We start from the raw sequence: 19,020 nt of genomic DNA on the forward strand, positions 1-19,020 counted from the left end.
ATAAACAGAAGAAAGCAGCCTACTCATGGCTGCTCAACCGTCTTGTTTTTTATATTATACCATAGCTTCTAAACAAAATCCTTCTTTTTGCTAAAAGGTTATTTTCTGACCGGGCTCAAACTCTAAATAGTGAAGTGGGTCCGTACTTAGCACACGTACAATAGAATAACACCCATGTTCCTCTTCAGAAACCATTAATTCCACACCATTTATATTTACAACTTTTTGACTTTCACACTGTGAATAATCGGCCGGATACACAAGTTGCTCTGGCATAATTGTATATAAAATCATTGTAACATTGTCCCTTCTGCACTACCTTCCGCGCGAACATCTATTAATTCGTTTAATTTTCGAATCGCATTTCCAATACCACCAACATCATCTATAAGACCGTACTTTACTGCATCTCCACCAATTACATTCGTCCCAATATCTCGCGTTAAATTTCCTTTCGCAAACATAAGCTCTTTAAAACGATCTTCTGTTACTTTCGAGTGCTTCGTCACAAAACGAATGACTCTTTCTTGCATCTTATCCAAATACTCAAATGTTTGTGGCACACCTATGACAAGACCTGTTAAACGAATTGGATGAATTGTCATCGTCGCAGTTTCCGCAATAAACGAATAGTCAGTAGAAACAGCAATCGGTACACCGATGGAATGTCCCCCACCTAAAACTAGAGATACTGTTGGTTTTGAAAGTGAAGCTACCATTTCTGAAATTGCTAGTCCAGCTTCAACGTCACCTCCAACCGTATTTAATATTAAAAGCAAACCTTCAATTTTCGGATTTTGTTCAATCGCAACAATTTGCGGAATGATATGCTCGTATTTTGTTGTTTTATTTTGTGGCGGTAATTGAACATGACCTTCCACTTGTCCGATAATCGTTAAACAATGAATACGTGATTCATTCATCTGTGGTACATTTGTCTGTCCAAGCTGTTGAATTTTTTCTACTATTGAAGCCTCTTTTCCAGCTTCTTTTGGCTCAGTTTCTTTTTCTTCATTTGTATATCGATCACGTTCTGTCATTTCGCATCCCCTTTCACTCGTATATAACTATTATTTCTTAAGTTATAAATTTCATTCGATAGGGTTAAAAAGAAAAAAAGATCACCCATAAGGGTGATCTTTTTTATACTTCCATAATAATCGGTAAAATCATAGGTTTTCTCTTTGTCTCTTCGTACAAGAACTGTCCTAATAATTCACGAATATTTTGTTTTAACATTGACCATTCAATCGAATATTCTTTAATTGACTGCTCAACAATCATACGTACAATCTCTGTAGATCGTTCAATTAACGCTTCTGACTCACGAACATATACGAAACCACGTGAAATGATTTCTGGACCAGAGATAATTTTCTTTTCATCTTTACCAAGCGTTACAACAACTACTAATATTCCATCTTGAGATAACATCTTTCTATCTCGAAGAACAATATTACCAACGTCACCTACACCTAATCCATCAATTAAAACATTACCAGCTTGTACTTTACCGACTAAGTTCGCTTCATCGTCACCAAAAGCAATTACATCGCCTTTTTCTACGATAAAGATATTTTCTCTTGTAATACCTACATCTTCAGCTAAATACGCATGTGCTTTTTGCATACGGAACTCACCATGTACGGGTACAAAGTACTTCGGTTTCATTAAATTTAACATTAATTTTAATTCTTCTTGGCTACCGTGACCTGAAACATGAACTTTTCTTTCGCCGTAATAAATAACTTCAGCTCCAGCTCTAAATAACAAATCAATAATTTTTGATACAGATATTTCATTACCCGGAATTGGCGAAGCAGCAATGATAACAGTATCACCTTTACGAATTGAAATTTGTTTATGTGCTTGTTTTGCCATTCTAGATAGAGCAGCCATCGGTTCACCTTGACTACCTGTCGTTAAAATAGCTACCTTTTTCTCTGGGAAGTTGTCTACTTCTTGTAATGAAATAACCATACCTTCTGGAACATCTAAATAACCAAGACGTCTTGCAATGTCTACTACTTTCACCATACTACGTCCTACTACCGCTACTTTTCGCCCTGTTTCGGCAGCTGCATCAAATACTTGTTGAATACGATGTACATTCGATGCAAATGAAGCAACGATAATACGACCTTCTGCGCCGTAGAACACTTTAGAAATTTCTACACCAACTTCTTTTTCAGAACCTGTATAACCTGGGCGCTCTGCGTTTGTACTATCAGATAATAAGCAAAGTACGCCTTCATTTCCGATTTGAGCCATTTTCCCAAGGTCTGCTCCACTATTTCCAATTGGAGTTTGATCGAATTTAAAGTCTCCTGTATATACGATTGCACCTTTTGATGTATGGAAACAAACACCAACAGAATCTGGAATACTATGTGTCGTTCCGAAGAATGACACCGTTGTAGTATTAAACTCTACTGTTGAATTTGAATCGATTGTTTTTAAGTCTACACGACCTAACATACCCGCTTCGCCAAGTTTTTCTTGTATAAGTCCTACTGTTAATTTCGTTGCATACACTGGAATAGATAATTTACGAAGTACGTAAACAATACCACCAATATGATCTTCATGACCGTGAGTAATAAATAAACCCTTTACTCGCTCTTGGTTTTCCACTAAATATGTAATATCAGGAATAACGATATCAATTCCAAACATTTCATCTCCCGGGAACATTAACCCTGCATCCACAATAAAGATTTCAGAATCAATTTCAACACAGTACATGTTTTTCCCGATTTCACCTACTCCACCAAGAGCAAATACTTTAACAGACTCATTCTCTTTTCTCTTCATGTTGTTGCCTGGTTTAAAAATCTTGCAAACACTGATTTCACTAAAATTGCAGAGACACCAGGGGAAACTCTACAACCACCATATATTCACCGTCCAAGACGAATGTCCTTACCGTTATGCGATATCATGTCCTTGTTTATTTTTTAAACCAGGTTTCACCTCTCTTTCATTATATAAATCAAATATCTTATTCGATATGATATGAAAATTTAATTAAATTATAATTTTTCCCAATTTTGCTAAGCATACCCGTACTAAGCTACTTAGCCATATTATACCTGATAGAAGAAATAGAACACAAGTTAAATCGTGCGAAAGAAAAAGTAAAAGAAAGGAACAGCACTAAAAGTATATGGCTTATTTCCGCTGCTTTTATACTCCATGTTATTTGAGAAAAAATCCCCTAAACACTTTAAATTACTTTCATTTGATGGATTTCCTAGATTTTTTTCTTGAATTGCACAAAAACATTTATAAAATGAAGCTTTTTTATAGATTACGTCATATTTGAGGCAATTCCTCTAAAAACATAACCGAAAGTATTTCCTGTACTAGCAACTACTTCTCAACAAAATTAAAAGTGTAAGATCCTTTTCTTATAAACATTGTATTACATGACAAAAAGCTATGAATTACAAAATCTAATATAGATTTAATAAGGTTAAATTTTTAGGGGGATTTGACAGTCACTATCGAGAACAAGAGGTTGGAACCAAATTAATGAAAGAACAATATCATACTTTAACAAGTAGAGAACGCGTAGCGTAATATACTCGTTTTCAATATTATAGGGTCATATATAAATGAGAAAGGCAAGTCTAAAATCATTTTACAACAGATTTACTTTAAAACAGATTCAAACATTTTCATATCAATAAAAAATGACCTAGTTTCACACTAGGTCATTTTTTTAACGAGGAATAGATTGCATTACAGATTGTAACGTTACTCTTTCTTCTTCTGTTAATGGAAGAAGTGGTAAACGTACAGAACCTACATCTAATCCAACCATTTGTAACGCTGTTTTTACTGGAGTTGGACTTGGCGCCATAAATAATGAATCAGTTACTCTTACAAGTAATTGATGTAATTTTTGTGCCTTTTTAAACTCTCCTGTTTGAAATGCTGTAATCATTTCTTGCATTTCGTTTCCGATAACATGAGATGCTACCGAAACGATACCTTTCGCTCCAACTGCCATAGCCGGTAACGTTAAACCGTCATCACCGCTGTATACCGCAAAGTCGTCCGCTGTTTTTTCAATGATTTCTGTCATTGTCAACACATCGCCGCCGGCATCTTTAATAGCAACAATGTTTTCTATTTCTGATAAACGAACAACTGTATCAACGGAGATTTGTACAATAGATCGTCCTGGAACGTTATATAGCATAACCGGAAGCGGCGTGCTTTCAGCAATTGCTTTAAAATGCTGATACATTCCTTCTTGACTCGGTTTGTTATAATACGGTGCTACTAGCATTACTGCATCCACACCAACTTCTGTTGCCTTTTTAGTTAAGTCAATAGAAGCATGCGTATTATTGCTACCTGTTCCAGCGATTACGGGCACTCTTTTATCGACAACAGATACGACATGGCGATATAACGCTACTTTCTCTTCTGAAGTTAATGTAGGAGATTCTCCCGTCGTTCCTCCTACCACGATTGCTGTTGTACCGTTATCAATTAAATAATTTACCAATTTCGTTGTCTTTGCAAAATCGATATTCCCGTTTATATCAAACGGTGTTACCATCGCGGTTGCAATTGTCCCAAAATCTATCATGGTCTCACTCCTTATTGTTCCAGTTGCTTTTCTTTTGAAAGCTCAAACGCACTATGTAATGCATTTACAGCCTCCACTAAATCAGTTTCTTTTACAAGAACCCAAATTGTTGTATGACTATCTGCCGATTGCAGGATTTGAATACCTTTTTCCGCTAAAGCTGTAACGATTTTCGCAGTAACCCCTGGGTATCCTGCCATTCCAGCTCCAACGATAGATACTTTCGCACAATGCTCTGTCACAATTGGCTCATATCCAAGGTTCTTTAATAATTTAACTGCATGACTTGATACATTATCACTCACCGTATATGCTACACCAGTAGGTGAAATATTAATTAAATCAACACTTATTCCTTCGTTCGCCATCTCTTTAAACACATGTTGTTGCAAATCATATGCCGTTTCTTTTGCAAGCACTTTAATTTGCGTTACGTTTGATACGTGGGCGATACCTGTAACAGGACGTTCTTCTACATCACGACCTCTTGTAGCACCGTCATATGCTGAAATAAGCGTACCTTCACTATCAGAATACGTAGAACGTACACGAAGTGGAACTTTTGCATGCATCGCAATTTCAACTGCACGTGGATGAACGACTTTCGCACCTTGATAAGCCATGTTACAAATTTCGTTATACGTTACAGTTTGAAGATGACGTGCATCTTTTACAATACGAGGATCCGCAGTCATAACACCTTCTACATCAGTGAATATATCGATGTATTCAGCATGAAGTGCAACACCTAATGCTGAAGCTGAAGTATCACTACCTCCGCGTCCAAGTGTTGTCGTATCACCTTTTTTCGTTTGTCCTTGGAATCCTGTAACGACGATTACATCTAGATTTTCTAGCTCTTCATGTATACGATCGCAGTTCATTTCAATAATCTTAGCATTCGTAAAATCCTCATTTGTTACAAAACCAGCTTGTGCACCATTTAATGCCGCTGCTTTTATACCATTCTCATTTAACATGTTAGAGAAGACGATTGCTGAGATTAATTCTCCGCACGATAATAATAAATCTTGCTCACGTTTAGAAATAGTAGATTCCTCTTGATTTACAAGACTTAATAACGTATCCGTTGCATATGGTTCACCTTTACGGCCCATAGCAGATACGACAGTAACCACTTTATAACCAGCAGCTAATGATTTTTTTATATGATGAAGCGCATGCTTACGTCCATTGTCATCACGTACTGATGTGCCACCAAATTTTTGAACAATTATTTTCATATTTTGCACCTTCTCTTAGCCGTCTACACTAATTGTAATTTTACTAAGCGCTCTGCAATTTGAACAGAATTCCATGCAGCGCCTTTTAATAAGTTATCAGATACGACCCAAAGATGGAATCCTTTATCGTTATTTAAATCTTTACGGATTCTTCCAACGAATACTTCGTTTTTACCTACTGCAGTAGCTGGCATTGGATATAACTGCTCTTCTGGATTATCTTGCAGAACAATACCTTCCGCATTTGCAAGTAAGCTCTTTAATTCTGCTACTGTTACGCCTTCTTTTTCTACTTCGATGTAAACAGACTCAGAGTGTCCTGATACAACTGGTAAACGTACACATGTTGCCGCTACTTCTAATTCAGGCATATGCATAATTTTTTTCGTTTCGTTAATCATTTTCATTTCTTCAAATGTAAATCCATTATCTTGGAACTTATCAATCTGTGGAATCGCATTAAAAGCAATTGGGAAATGCTTCTTATCACCTGATACAGGAAGAACATTTGCCTTAACTTCTTCGCCATTTAAGATTGCTTGTGATTGTTCATGAAGTTCTTCAATAGCTGCCGCACCAGCACCTGATACAGCTTGATATGTGGAAACGATTACTCGTTTTAAACCATATTGCTGACGAACTGGCTCAAGAGCTACTACCATTTGAATTGTAGAACAGTTTGGATTTGCAATAATACCATTATGTTCTTTTAAGTCGTTTTCATTTACTTCAGGTACAACAAGTGGCACGTTTTCTGTCATACGGAATGCACTTGTATTATCAACAACAATCGCACCGCGTTTTGCTGCTTCTGGCGCTAATTGTTTCGATACAGATCCACCAGCACTAAATAGTGCGATATCTACTCCTTCAAAGCTTTCAGGAGTTGCCTCTTGAACTGTAAATTCTTCGCCTTTAAATACAAGTTTCTTACCTGCAGATCGTTTAGATGAAAGTAACGTTAATTTCCCGATTGGAAATTCTCGTTTCTCTAAAGTGTTTAACATTTGTTCACCAACTGCGCCGGTTGCTCCAACTACAGCGACATGAAAAGTTTTTTGCTTTTCCATCACTATGCCCCTTTCTAGATACCAATCCTTCTATAACTTAGAATCAGAAGGAGTATACAATACCCCTTCTAATCTTAATAACGTTAATTTTATCATATTCTACAGTAAGAATGATGGTTTCATCAAAAATTGTCCGTTTTTTTTCGTTTTTTAATTCATATATCTGAATTTTTCTACGACCACCGGTTGCAATTGCTTTCCTTGCAGCGCTTCTAATACTGTATCTTCCAGTAACTCCATACGAGCTACCATTGAGTTCGGTTTTTTCTCTGGTGCATCTTGACCGAATGGAACGAAGTAGATGTTTTTTGTTGCCATTAGGCGCATGAGGTTGACGCCAACATGGTAGCGACAATATAAACATTTCTTTTTTCTTCTATTATATATTCATTTCAAATCCTGTAAATTTATTTTGTATATCATATTCTTCACAGGTACCCATAAACGAATTAGACGGTACTTTAGTAATTAAATGGAAAAGTTCTACTTTGATATTGAGTTTACTACAGCAGCATATTTACATATATATCCTTTAATTGGTATAATTTACTTGTTCGCATAAAAGGGGGGAGATTTTTGAGTTTAAATATGCATTTAGGGGAAGTACATGCCCAAACACAAAGTATGAATGCTGTATGTACGGCTACCATTCAAGCTATGGAACAAGCGATTCAGTCGATTGATACTTTTGCAATGGATACTGTGTTACAAGGGCAAACATATAGCAGTGCAAAAGCCTATCTTGTTCAAACATTTCGGCCTTTGGCGCAAGGAATTATATATTTATGTGAAGAATTAATTCGTCAAAATGATGCGTTTCCAAATGATTTTCAAGCAAAGGTTGCTTCAACAGATGTTATCGAACAAGAAATAAGAGAACAAATCCAACAAATCAATCAAACAATTGCAAGTATAGAAGCAATAGAGTTACTTACACCTATGCCTGGAGTAGACGCAATTGTGGCTGTTTTAGTTGAGATGAAAAAAAAACTTGAAGAAAAACTAGAGCATTTATATGAATTCAATTATACATCCAGTAATAACTACAGCACTGCTCTTCAATTAGCAGCTAGTATCACAGCCGGACTCGCTGAAGTGCAAAGTGGAAAAGGATTTAGTCCCGCAAGTGGGACGTTTAGCACACAAGGGTTGAATATGGAATGGACGACTTCCATTCAGGTGATTGAAGAAGATAGGAAGCGTCAGGCCGACAATCTTTTAAATGGTAGTTCAATTGAAGAAGGAGCAATGTGCGGTCCATTAAATAGTGAAAAAAAAGATGAATCTTTACTAGATACGTTTAAACATGGTGTCGAAGATATTTATGAAGGTGCTTTGGACTTTATACAAGGCGCTGGCAGTGCAGTAGCTGAAGACTATATTGGACTAACACCACCTGATAATGATAAATTAGAAAGCAAAGCAACTTATCAAGCTGGAAGATTTACTGGACATGTTATATCAACGGCAGGATCTATTGTAGAAATTTTTGAAGGTATTTCAGTCATAGGTGGGGCTAATTTCTTAACATTCTTCGCAGAAGTAGGCAGTGGTGGGTTAGCATCACCAATTGTTCTTCCATTAGATGCAGTTGCTACAGCGGCTGGTGTTGGTGCTGTTGTACACGGTGGATTGGTTTGGGATAAATCGATTCAAAATGCCCAGGATACTCTTCAAAAATTTAAGTCTTCTCCATCTTCTGGTGAGCGTGTTAATAAAGTTAAAGAGAATGGTAAACTTGATAAAGAGGGAAATGCAACTAAAAAAATAGATAATGCTGGTAAGGAAGCCAGCGGAGCTAATTCCACAATCACACCCGAAATGGAAGAAAAAATTCTGTGGGGACAAAGAAAAAATCCTAATAAGAATGAGATTATTGGGGGACATTCTTCTGGAATAAATAATAATCATCATAACTATGTTGTAGAGGAAATTAAAATTAATCCAGATGGAACAAAGAACATTAAGTATACTACTCAGTTTCCAGATGGTAAATTATCTAAAATAAAAAGTAGTACAGTATTTCCAGATGGGTGGAGTGACACAAAAATAATAAATAGCGTTGAGAATATCGGGAATTCTAAATTAATAAGTACTAGAGCTAGGGACGGAGCAACTTGGCATCGAGGTACTATTGATGGTGTAGAAATAGATGTGATAAAGAAAGGAGATAGTGTTATTAGTGCCTATCCGACAGGTAAAGCTAATGCATTACCACCATCTGGATTTTAGAAATAAAGGAGGAATAAGAAATGTATGAAGAATTAAATGAAATATTATCCGAAAATAGTTCAGAAGATTCTTGGTATGATGATGGATTTATGTATGCTCAAGAACTGCTGAATGATTTTACTGACAAAGATTGGGGAAAATTATTTCAAAGTATTAATGATAAAAATGATAAGTGGAAAATTAGGCTGGCTTATTGCATTGATGATGATTTAGGAATAAATGGATTAGAATTACTTTTGAATATGCTTGATGAAAGTGATGAAGTTGTTGAGACTACTATAGATTCTTTAAGGTCTTTCAATTCTGAAGAACATAAAAAGATGATAGTATCCAATAGTCGAGTAATTGATACAGCACAAAAATTATTGGAAAAGGCTAACTTACCCGTCAAAAGAGTTCTAGAAGATTTTTTGAAAGATATTAAAAATTAATTTTTCGGAATATGAAAAAGAAGTAGCATGGGTAAAAGTAATTGAATTTGACTAGCTATTTTGCTAGATTCTGAGCACAAGTAAAGTAGAGAACTTTTCGATGAAACAGTTTTCTTTAAGATTGGATATTTCAATGAAGCATGTTATCTAGCTTGGATTAAGTGAAGAGAAGTTACATATGGAGAATAATCAACAAAAGAGACCTCACATTTGAGGTCTCTTTTGTAACTCTTACTTTACATACACATAGGCTTCAATCGCTGATACATAGTATGTTTTGCCCTTGCTATTTTGTACTTTGTATTTTGGCGAACCATTCACACTTACCTTTGCACCAATAGTAAAGTCTAATCCCATATCTACAGAAACAGCAACATCTTTACCCTGCCAAAAAGGAGATTCATGGAAAGGAGAATTTTATATGTCTTTAGATAAGTATAAAAATATGTCTGATGAAGAGTTTAAACAATTGTCTACTCAAGAATTTCAAAACTATATAAGATTAAAGCAAGAAGATTTTTCAAGACATTATAGGAAAACAAATGAAATTACTATAGATGTGATGTTAAAACCTCAGGAAGCAATAGAAATTGCTAAACATTATCATAAGAAAAATAAATTAGATGGAGTAGTTAATGAAGATATCAACCATCTTTTCTTTGATGAAGCTTATACATTTAAAATTGAGAAAGAAAATAGAAACAACGATGATATAAGACCAGCTTGGAGAATACTAGTGGATTTACCAAAAAAACCTTTTCTTATGGAGGACTATACACTGATTGTCTCTGATAGGGATAAAAAAGTGATGGGTATGCTCGATCCAAATGGGCATCCAGTATTTAAAGGCAATGAATTTACAGATGAGGATTCTGAAGATTAATTAAGGTAATTATTCGTTTGTTTTTAAATGGTAATGGTAAAATTATTTCTGCATTTCCAAGACAAGTTCGATGATGAAGATGAAATTGAAATCTCTCTTAAAATAGAAACTATTACATTACGAAATCTAATACACATTTGGATAAATAATCACACAAAACCATCTGAACTTACTCCCGCAGAAAAAGCCAAGGAAATACGGGAACATTGGAAAAAACGTGGTAGTGAGTATGTTTTACCAGGAGAAGGTATTTAAAATTAAAAATAGAGGTGAAAACAAATGAATTATAATGAAGTAGAGTCTATATTATCAAATATTCTAGAAAGAGAAACTGAGGTATTAGACAAGCCAACAGATAAAGAATGGAAAGAATTAAGTGATAAATTTAATTGCTCGTTTAGTAATGAATTTAAATATTTTATTGAGTTGATGACATTCTGGTCATTTCCAGGTGATATTTATAATATTTCAAAGGGTAAAACAAATGGAAATGATACACTAGCAGAGGTATATAATTATGAAATGAGTAATGGTAATTGGGATTCAAATATGCTCCCATTCTATGGTATTGGAAATGGAGATTATTTTTGCTTACATAGATTAGAATCGAAGGTGTATTATTACTATGATGATAAAGGGAAATTCAAAGAATATTGCGATAGCTTCAAAGCATGGATAGAGGATTTACCAAATTTTTTAGCTTAAAATCTGTTTGAAATGGACTTATTTAAAGTTACGACTCAAATACCTCACGAATTAGATGTGCACCCCAATTATATCTAACATTTGGGGTGCATTTCATAATAGGTGGCCTTTTTCGTTAAATTAAAGCACATTCACATATGTATCACTAGCGTAATATAGAACACTTATATAGAAATCATGTTTTGTTAAATTGCTGTGATTTTATATGAAAGAAAAATTTTTATATCTCTATTTTTTATATAATAATACAGTTATTAACATCAACTAGGAGGAACATTCCTTGAAAGTTGTACGCGCTATATTTAAGAGCTTTCGTTTAATAGGTTTAATTGTAAAGCCAGTACTTAAAGCGTTATCTAAAAGTAAATTTTAAATCTCATAAATATTAAAATCCCCTTCTGCATATAGGTGCAAAAGGGGATTTTTTTCAAATTATTCTATTCGTTCTACAGACAGTACTCATAGATAAATAAGAAACGGTGTATATTTACCCTAACATTTATAAAGATGAAAATCAATATATAATTATCTACATATAGAACCAGATAATAATTTTTGTTCATAAAACTATTCTTTTGTTTTATTTTTCAATATACTCGTACCACCAGTTTCTTTCATCCATCCAAGCTGTAATCTTATCAAGCTCGCCATTAGGTAGTACTTCCGTTTGTAAGTACGCTAAACCAGTTAATGGATCAGAGACAACCTTCCCTTTTGTTCCACGCTCATTCATAGCGTTTACGACTTCCTGAACTAATGAAATACCAAACCCTCCAGATTTAACGTATTGATAGCCACCATTAGCAACAGATTGTTCTGCTTGTTCCTCTCCTGTAAACCAAGCTAACGGTTTACTGCCAATCAATTGGTTCAAATCACACTTACCAATACCAGGTACATTACCTGTCTCTGTGTATTGCCAGATATCACATGGATAAGCTGGTCTCTTCCCGCCATATCGGGGAATCCATACAAAATCAGCGTTTACTTTATCCGCCTGGAACTCTTTATATGTATGATGACCAACATATAGCCCAACCTTTTTAGCACCTAATTGACGTAATTCATCAATAAAAGCTAATGTTCCAGCTAACATATTCCCCATTGTTTTCACTTCCACATCAGCTACCCAGAACAATGCATCTTTATCTCCACGATTCCAAAAGTCACGAGCTTCTACACGTGCATCATTTTCAGAAACGAATCGACAAAACGCATAGTTACCAAAAGAAACACCACGTTTTTTCATTTCACCAACATAACTTGGATACATATGATCAACTACGTTAGAACCATCTTGTACCCTAGCAATTACTAAGTCTAATTGCAGTGCTGCTACATCCCAGTTAATATTACCATTCCATTTTGAAATATCAACGATATATCCCATTATTGAACATCTCCTTCAAATAGTTTTTGTTTGATTTCTGTTACATCTTTAGAGATAGATCCAAAAGCCTTTGCTTGCTCTTCTATTACTTGTTGATTTCTATCAATTACTTGTTGATACTTTTCTTCACGTTGCTCATTCTTTTTTTGTGTAGTAAATAGCATCCACACAAATAACGCTGCAAATGCACCTTGTTGAATGACTGAGTTGAAAATCGCATCTTCCACTGTTCTCATCTCCTTTTTAGGCAATAAAAAAAGACCAGCTAATGCTGCTCCTGCTCTGTTTGCGTATTATTTTCATTAGTTGATGTTGGTGGTCCTTGTGGTGGATAAGAACCAGTAAGCGATGTATAACAGTCCATGCAAATGTGCTTCTTCGCAAATCCCATATCTAGTTCATATAGACGTGCTCCACGTTTACAGATTTCGCATCTTGTTGCGATTCTAAAGCTTATAGTTCCATCAAGTTCCCTCCATACCTCGACTTTATTCATGCCATTTAAAAGTCCTGCATTATTTAATACATTGATGGGGATGTTTACAAAAATTCCAGCTTCAGATCTTTCCAACTCTACTAAATATCCCATAAACGGTGTTACATCCCCACGTTGTGGAGGTGTAACAGCTGAATTCTGATTCATATACTATTACTCCTTTCTTCTTTATCCCAAACTATTAAAGTGCCATCCATTTGAGTTACAGACATAGAATCCTAACCCTCGGTTTCCTTCTACAAAACGAATATGTCCCCACTGTTGGAATCCACCGCCACCTAAATTAATTCCTTGCATCGCCCTTATATTAGAAAAAACTTTTACATCCTTTTCTGTACTTATATCAAACGTTTGGCCGTCTGGTGCTGGAGTTATATTATTATTCACACCACCTATAGCAAGTGCGTTAAACGGCTGAATGCCATCCGCTCTTTCTGCTGCTGCACGATCCCAATTATACATAGATGCATATTTACCACTGTATAGCGTTACACCACTTACACAAATCGCTGTCCCTTGTCTCATGTCAGCACTTCCAGAACAAACTTTAATAATCAATGCGTGTTGTTGCGGAATATAGTTTTTCGGCACTTTGAAGGTAAATGAATATCTTCTGATTTCTCCATAAAATGTAGACGGCTCAGGAAAGTCCATTTTTTGTTCATTCCATATATCGTAACTTACATTGTCTCGGAATTTAACACAACATACATGTAAGCGTGGTTTCCCTGTTTTACGTACACCATTTATCATAGTTGCTCTAAAGTGAGCAGATACTGTGTATTCATTTCCCGGATGTATGCCATTATTCACGATTGCTTCTGGATAGTTATACATGTCTACCCTTGTAGCATTCACCATTTGCTCGTAATCGAATATATGTGTATTCTTTTCTATTACGACATTTCCCCATGACCTCCAAGTAAGACCATATCCACCTTCAAACCCATAATAATCGTTATGTCCAATGTTTTTCTTTGTAACACTCGAAAAGTCGGGATCCGCTATTAGGTTTCGCCTTGATACCGCAGTTGTTTTTGTTCCCCATTCATCTTGGAATAGGAAGTCTAGCATTTTAACAGTTACACCATCTTTATCAATGGTTATCTTGTCACCGTTAATTCTAATAAGATTCGTATCAATGCCTTTCGCTGTTAGCCATTTGACCATTGTATCTGCATTAATATCCAATTTTGCAGCATTAATTGTAATTTTCCCAGGGGACATATTGATGGCAGTGACAATACCGTCCTTTAAAATCTGCGCTAGAATCCCTTCATCTAACACTTCTAACCTAGATTCCGTTTTCCTTACATAGCCCTTATAAGTCTCATTTATAAACGTTTCTTGTTTCCCAGAAACGATTGTAATACCTTTTTCATTTGCGCCAATACTTCTTTCTAACTCTGTAACTTTCTGATTGTATTTCTCAGTAGCTACTCTATTAGCTATATCTTCTAGCATTTTATCAACATCAGTTTGATCTTTCGGATGCAACCAAAATTCTGTAGCTATAGTGCCACGTTGTAACATAGGTGCAGCACACCATAAACGCCCATTTCTTGTAACGTAATAACGCCATCTCACAAACGCTGCATTAGCAGGTGCTTTATCTGAACATACAGCACGAACCCATGTATGATTTACAACCTTGATATTCGTTCTAGCTGTTTTAATGCGAGTTTTTTTGTCAGCAGTCCACCATTCAATTTCTATAAATGCACCGCCACTATCAATAGGTGTTTTCCCATCAGTATTGAAATAACCTGATACAACAAATTCTTCGTTAACCTGACACTCAATGAATTGACTTATAAGTCCCCACCAACGATCTTGAGTCTGGCCAGTAACGGTAATTGCAAATGTATTCATACCTTTGTATTTTAAATTCGTATCAACAGAACCAGTAGCCCCATTACCACTATTCCAAAACCAATATTTCTGTCCTAACTTAAAATCAGCATCACGCAACTCGTTGACAGTACCTAAACCGCCTACATAATCCTCAACATCTTTCTTTTTCAATGTTAATTTCAATGCTTCAGAGTGTTGCTGTATCGTTGTGGCAGCCTGAGTTAATGTTTTCCCTTGCTCAGTTTGTGTTTCCTGTAATTTTTTAACGCTTGCAGTTGTTCCTTCTGCATTCTTTTCTACAGTGTTAACACGTTCATTAAAAGAGGTTTGTGTTTTTTCTGCCACTTTAATATTTTCTTTAATACCATCCACACTTTTTTCAATCTCGGTTGTTTTCTTAGTGAATTCATCACTCGTTACTTGATTTTCTGGAGCTGGTGTCCAATCCTGTGGCTTATTACCTTTATATAAAGCAACCCATTCTACAATGGCTTTTGTAGTGTTACTTGGAAAGTTATACAGACTCAACTTTCTTTCATTTCCACTCGTTGCTGCTACAGCTTTAAAAGTTACATAGGTAATTCCATTCGCATAAACACTTGTTGCATATCCAACATTATTCGAACCACCATTTTGCCAAATCCCGAACTTCTGCCCCTTCGGAACGCTACCTTTAATTACAAATGTATATTCTTCACCTGTAGAGAAATTTTCGGTTAAAGAATATGGATTGATTAGATAATCTGTTTTTTCGTATTTAGCATTTGAATCTAATAACAGATTACGTCCTCCAGCTTTATCGTTATTAACTTTCTTTTCTACACTCTCCAACTTCTCACTAATCTGACCAGCCTTTTCAGTAATTTCAGTTGTGGTTTTCTTTAAAGCATTTGTTGTTTGCTGCACCTCAGAGATTGTCTTTTTTGTACCTTCAAAAGTCTCTTCTACTGTATTTAATTTTCCAGTGATTTCACCATCTTTTTTTGTTAATAACTCAATAGATTTAGTAAAACCTTCGTTGGTTTGTTTCATTTCAGAGACAGTTTTATTAATTTCACCTTGAGAGTTTTGTACATTTTTAATAGTTTGCGAAACTTCTTGGAGACTATTTTTAACTTCCTTGAATTGTCCCGAAGCTTCTTTTTGCGCTTCTTCCACTTTTTTATTTAATTCTTCTTTTGTAAGTTTAATATCCTTATTAACCTGCTCTATTGTTTCTTTCTTGATAGTTTCCACATCAGGAATAAGAAGCTCCCACCCTTTACCGTTCCACACTTTTAAAATACCTGGTTTACCGTCGCTAATATCTCGCCATAGCGTCTTGCCTATTATAAGGTTATCGGTCGGTGGATTTTTAGCTTCAATTATATTTACCGTATTATTTTTAAGATTCTCTTGAACTTTTTCAGCCAGTGTTTTTGCTACTTCTGATTCTCTCTTAGCATTATTAGCTGTTTCATTTGCATCTTTCACTAATTTATCTAACTGATTTATCAGTTCTTGCTTACTACCTAGTGAACTAAGGATACGATTGTAAATCTTTCGTAGTTCTTCATTTGGATCTGTAATCTCACGGTAATCACCAAATGCGTATTTATCTTGCGAAGGATCAGTATGTGATTCATCACCAGTGATTGCCCTTGCTTCTAAATAAAGCTTAGGTGTGAATCCAACATCTTTAATTCGGATTGTATCTCCTTCATTGATTAACTCGTGAGCCAGTCCAAATACACGCCCTATACTTTGTGCTTGAACATCATAAGAGACAGCGGTATTCACACGTTTTGCTAACTCTATTTTCATAAGAGTCAATAAGCGTTCTGGTGTTATATCTTCTTCTGTTTCTGGAGTATAAAATCCAAATTTGTGTTTACCTTTTTCATTCCAACGTTGAAATGCATCGTTATCCACAATATATGGAATACCTTTATTTATATCTGAGATAGTGAGAACTTCTCCACCTTCTTTTTTGATAAAGCCAATTAAAGCTGTACAAATGTTTTGTGAGTTTTCAATACGTTTAATTCCAACTAAATCTTTACCTAAAGTGACTTCCTTTCCTGTTTCTCTTCCTCTTTTTTTCACCATGTCTACATACCAACCTGCAATTCGAGAACCAACCACTTCAACACGGTATATAATTTCTAGTTCAAATAGGGAAGCAATCTTTTTTAAGAAACTCAATGGATCTATAAATTCATCAATAGTCATAGAATGAAATCCAGCATACTCCGTTTTACCACGCTTCCATTTTGTACCTACAAGAGCAATATCCATAAATTCATTTACTGTCTTACCTTCAATTTTCTGCGGACGAATATAGTCATCTTTAGCAAGATTAATCCATGCACCTGATGCATAAGTAATTACTGATCTATCGTCAGGGTCTTTTTCTACTTCAGTGATTACATACGGAACAATACGCCCATCCCTTACTTCTTTTAATACTAAGTTTTGTTGCATAAGTGTTGCTGCATATTTCGTGTTATCAAATACTTTAAACTCTAAAGTATCGATATTATTCTTGATTTCCCAATGACGTTTATCATCCCAATAATCTTTTGGTTGTATAGCTGAAACGATTTGACTGGTTTTAAAATCAATAATATGTAAGACTCCACTTGGTGTTCTCATCTAAACCGCTCCCTATATTTAACCTTTGCTGTTCCGATATCAGAAGGCATGATTTCTAGTGTATTAATACCTTTATTAATGATAGGAAAATTACTGAAAATGTCCTTAATATTAATCGCATCCTTCCCTTCAATCATTACATGACTATTTTCTGTATCAATTACGACTTTGTCACCAACATCGACTATATAAGGCGGTGTATTTTGATTATTTAAATTCACTTTCCAAAATTTCAAATCCGAAACTGTCATCGCTTCTACTGGCGGAACATCTTGCCACTGCATGATACTAATCTGTATTTGAGCTGCTTTTTCCATATGTTTATTGTCTTTATCGGTCCATCTTGCAAAGCGTTCTGAATCATCTTTTTCTGTTCCAGGAAGAAATTTTGAAATATAAGCTTCCCAATCATTACCGGTTCTAGCAATCCACAACCTACCATAATACTGATTCCATGTATTCGGATAATCACCACTCTCATAGATTAAACCTGTTTTTCCAGGCTTATTATCATATCCAATTACCATCGTTCCAAAATTTTGTTCAGCTTGCCAATAGAGGTCATTCATGGCAATTTTTGAAAGAACTTTGCTGTTTTCATCGAGTATTGCTATCTCAACTCGTCCCATTTCATTGATCTTTTTACTTTTACATGTAACGTGGGCTTGCATAATAAAATCTTGTACTGGCCCACCAGGGATACTCTTCTTAACAGCTGCGCCATGCCATCCATTACCCGAGCCATAGTCCGAACAATAGAATTGGTAACTATCTGTTTTCATTTCACCAACTGGATTACCATCTTCCATAGAACTAACCTTACTCCACCCTACAGTTGTGGACATTTCATCCCATATAAGACGTTGATTTCTTTCTACAGGCAATTGTTCCATTTTTAATGGCACTCCAATACGGAAATAATCCGGTTCCTTTGAATATTCATCTTCAAACCATACATCTAAAAAAGTGTTTGGTTTCGTAATGTCGATCTCAATAATAGGATTAGAATGAACAGTTCCTTTATTTTGAACGTTTGCCATTAACCCCAGTGCACCTGTTTGAAATTCTACTGTTCGGGTGGGTCCTAATTTATAAGGCATCGGACAAATAAACTTCAAAGTACCTTTACCTAACGTAACGAAATCATCAAGATTAAAATCTTCATCAATTATAGCTAAATATGTTCGATCAGGAGTTGCATCAAATACTAGCTCAACTGCTTCTTCTGTAATTAACCATGCTGCTATTTCTTCTTTTAACGTTTCTAAATCTGTTCCATCTGGAACGATAATTCCTACAGGGACAGGAAGTGGACGAGGGTCTGTATCCGTTCCTAATAATCTTGCACCTGGATATCCAGGTGTTTTTAAGAAATTACGTTTTAGAGGTGCCCATGTTGGTGGACTCCATCCCTTTTCTATTTGAATGTACCCCTTTCGTTGGTTGTTAAAAGTAAAAGAACTCATGCCAACACCTCA

General features: G+C 35.5%; 15 protein-coding genes and 3 pseudogenes. 5 read left to right on the forward strand and 13 right to left on the reverse strand.

What is annotated here, in order from left to right:
• Positions 1-90 precede the first annotated feature (90 nt).
• From MHI26_RS19330 to spoVFB, 7 genes and pseudogenes are all read right to left on the reverse strand, one after another.
• Positions 91-294: a YlzJ-like family protein gene (locus tag MHI26_RS19330; protein ID WP_000605020.1), complete on the reverse strand. Its 204-nt coding sequence runs from the start codon at positions 292-294 to the stop codon at positions 91-93.
• Positions 291-1,040, reverse strand: coding sequence for a translocation-enhancing protein TepA (tepA, locus tag MHI26_RS19335; RefSeq protein ID WP_000139825.1), 750 nt, complete (start codon positions 1,038-1,040; stop codon positions 291-293). Before tepA ends, MHI26_RS19330 begins: the two co-directional genes overlap by 4 nt.
• Before the next feature lie 103 nt (positions 1,041-1,143).
• Positions 1,144-2,814, reverse strand: a complete 1,671-nt coding sequence (locus MHI26_RS19340; RefSeq protein WP_000823083.1) for a ribonuclease J — start codon at positions 2,812-2,814, stop codon at positions 1,144-1,146.
• A 910-nt stretch (positions 2,815-3,724) separates the two neighbouring features.
• Complete coding sequence (dapA, locus tag MHI26_RS19345) at positions 3,725-4,603, reverse strand: 4-hydroxy-tetrahydrodipicolinate synthase (protein ID WP_000564765.1); 879 nt, start codon at positions 4,601-4,603, stop codon at positions 3,725-3,727.
• An 11-nt stretch (positions 4,604-4,614) separates the two neighbouring features.
• Entirely contained in the window at positions 4,615-5,847 is a 1,233-nt protein-coding gene (gene dapG, locus MHI26_RS19350; protein WP_061666405.1) for an aspartate kinase, read from the reverse strand.
• 23 nt (positions 5,848-5,870) lie between these two features.
• On the reverse strand, positions 5,871-6,917 hold the full coding sequence (gene asd / locus MHI26_RS19355; protein ID WP_000414846.1) for an aspartate-semialdehyde dehydrogenase: 1,047 nt from the start codon (positions 6,915-6,917) through the stop codon (positions 5,871-5,873).
• Between the two features lie 150 nt (positions 6,918-7,067).
• Positions 7,068-7,256: pseudogene (gene spoVFB / locus MHI26_RS19360) on the reverse strand (dipicolinate synthase subunit B); the annotation flags it as partial.
• Between the two features lie 237 nt (positions 7,257-7,493).
• Here spoVFB and MHI26_RS19365 point away from each other — a divergent pair.
• Together MHI26_RS19365 and MHI26_RS19370 are read left to right on the forward strand one after the other, a co-directional pair.
• The gene (locus MHI26_RS19365) at positions 7,494-9,149 is read left to right on the forward strand and encodes an EndoU domain-containing protein (RefSeq protein WP_061666404.1); all 1,656 of its coding nucleotides are present in this window, start codon (positions 7,494-7,496) and stop codon (positions 9,147-9,149) included.
• Positions 9,150-9,169: 20 nt separating this feature from the next.
• A complete protein-coding gene (locus tag MHI26_RS19370; protein WP_061666403.1) occupies positions 9,170-9,580 on the forward strand; it encodes a hypothetical protein in 411 nt (136 codons plus the stop codon).
• Between the two features lie 231 nt (positions 9,581-9,811).
• Here MHI26_RS19370 and MHI26_RS19375 read toward each other — a convergent pair.
• Positions 9,812-9,979 (reverse strand): annotated as a pseudogene (locus tag MHI26_RS19375) (N-acetylmuramoyl-L-alanine amidase); the annotation flags it as partial.
• A 22-nt stretch (positions 9,980-10,001) separates the two neighbouring features.
• Between MHI26_RS19375 and MHI26_RS19380 the strand changes: the two are divergent.
• From MHI26_RS19380 to MHI26_RS19390, 3 genes and pseudogenes are all read left to right on the forward strand, one after another.
• Positions 10,002-10,463: a hypothetical protein gene (locus MHI26_RS19380; protein ID WP_061666402.1), complete on the forward strand. Its 462-nt coding sequence runs from the start codon at positions 10,002-10,004 to the stop codon at positions 10,461-10,463.
• 60 nt (positions 10,464-10,523) lie between these two features.
• Positions 10,524-10,718: pseudogene (locus tag MHI26_RS19385) on the forward strand (hypothetical protein); the annotation flags it as partial.
• A gap of 24 nt (positions 10,719-10,742) precedes the next feature.
• On the forward strand, positions 10,743-11,168 hold the full coding sequence (locus MHI26_RS19390) for an SMI1/KNR4 family protein (RefSeq protein ID WP_061666400.1): 426 nt from the start codon (positions 10,743-10,745) through the stop codon (positions 11,166-11,168).
• A gap of 580 nt (positions 11,169-11,748) precedes the next feature.
• Here the strand turns inward: MHI26_RS19390 and MHI26_RS19395 are convergent.
• From MHI26_RS19395 to MHI26_RS19415, 5 genes are read right to left on the reverse strand one after another with little or no spacing between them, the layout of a single operon-like run.
• Entirely contained in the window at positions 11,749-12,558 is an 810-nt protein-coding gene (locus tag MHI26_RS19395; RefSeq protein ID WP_061666399.1) for a GH25 family lysozyme, read from the reverse strand.
• Positions 12,558-12,794, reverse strand: coding sequence for a BhlA/UviB family holin-like peptide (locus MHI26_RS19400; protein WP_001261076.1), 237 nt, complete (start codon positions 12,792-12,794; stop codon positions 12,558-12,560). The genes MHI26_RS19395 and MHI26_RS19400 overlap by 1 nt, the downstream gene beginning before the upstream one ends.
• A gap of 29 nt (positions 12,795-12,823) precedes the next feature.
• Entirely contained in the window at positions 12,824-13,201 is a 378-nt protein-coding gene (locus tag MHI26_RS19405) for a hypothetical protein (RefSeq protein ID WP_061666398.1), read from the reverse strand.
• A 21-nt stretch (positions 13,202-13,222) separates the two neighbouring features.
• Positions 13,223-17,542 carry a phage tail spike protein gene (locus MHI26_RS19410; RefSeq protein WP_061666397.1) on the reverse strand — a complete coding sequence of 1,440 codons (4,320 nt, stop codon included), beginning with the start codon at positions 17,540-17,542 and terminating at the stop codon, positions 13,223-13,225.
• Positions 17,539-19,008: a distal tail protein Dit gene (locus MHI26_RS19415; protein ID WP_061666396.1), complete on the reverse strand. Its 1,470-nt coding sequence runs from the start codon at positions 19,006-19,008 to the stop codon at positions 17,539-17,541. Before MHI26_RS19415 ends, MHI26_RS19410 begins: the two co-directional genes overlap by 4 nt.
• Between the last annotated feature and the right edge of the window lie 12 nt (positions 19,009-19,020).

It is taken from the genome of Bacillus sp. FSL K6-1218, from assembly GCF_038006445.1.
GTDB classification, from domain to species: Bacteria; Bacillota; Bacilli; order Bacillales; family Bacillaceae_G; genus Bacillus_A; species Bacillus_A thuringiensis_S.